This is a genomic window from Corallococcus sicarius, assembly GCF_003611735.1.
In the GTDB taxonomy this organism is placed as follows: Bacteria; Myxococcota; Myxococcia; order Myxococcales; family Myxococcaceae; genus Corallococcus; species Corallococcus sicarius.
Genome location: NZ_RAWG01000660.1, coordinates 1 through 922, shown reverse-complemented (window position 1 = coordinate 922; position 922 = coordinate 1). Strand labels below are relative to the sequence as shown.

At 73.9% G+C, this 922-nt stretch carries 2 pseudogenes; both read right to left on the bottom strand.

What is annotated here, in order from left to right:
• Nucleotides 1-384, bottom strand: a pseudogene (locus D7X12_RS41560) (flagellar motor protein); the annotation flags it as partial.
• 89 nt (nucleotides 385-473) lie between these two features.
• A pseudogene (locus D7X12_RS41555) lies at nucleotides 474-922 on the bottom strand (hypothetical protein); the annotation flags it as partial.

Below are 922 nucleotides of genomic sequence, written 5' to 3'. Positions count from 1 at the left end.
GGCGGTGCGCACGGCGAAGTCCTGGAGGACGACGGCACCCCAGGACACCTCCACGGTCGCGGCCTTCGGGGACACCTGGCTGGAGGGCGGCAGGCTGCGCGGATCCACCTTGAGCAGGTGACGACCGGGGCGCAGGTGGAGGCCGTCGGTCAGGTCCGGCAGGCGCGAGTCGACGCCGGTGAGGTGGAAGCGCCCGGCGGCATCGGTGCGGACCTCCCGGCCCGTGGCGAGCACCAGTCGCACGCTCGCGACGCCGGGCTCGTCAGGGCTACAGCGCCCGTCCCCATCCACGTCCTGACAGACGCGGCCCGCGATCGTCGAAGCCTGGCTGGGCAGGTCCGAGGCCAGCGTCTGCGCGGAGGCCTCCGCCGAGAGCAGCAGCACGGCGATGGCGAAGCACCCGACGATGAAGCGTCCGAAGGCGAACCGCCCGAAGCCAACGCGTCCGGAGCCGAGCGCCGGAGAGGAGCGCTTCAAGGCCGCACCTCTTCGATGGCCGTCACGCCCGTGCGCACGTCCGCCACGGACACGCTCACGGGGCCCTTCGCGCCACGGACCGTGAAGCGCGTAAGTCCATCACGCACCGTCTCGTCGGACCGCTCGCCCTCGGACAGCGCGACGAATACCGGCCGGTCCTTCAACACCTGGCCCCGCGAATCCTCCACCCAGCACGTCACGTGCGCGCCCTCCACGCGCACCCGCACGTTGACCGGCAGCGGTGGCCCCACCTCCACGCGCCGGGCCACGAGCCCAGGCACCAGCGGGGCCTGCTCGGGGAACACCGGCCCCTGCGCGCCCAGCACGTGCACCGTGACGTCGAGCCCCGGCCACACGCCATGCGCCACGCGCACCACACCGGGCCGCAGCGGCCCGAGCGCCACCGTGCCGTCCTCCCCCGTCACCTTCTCCGCCCCCTCCACGC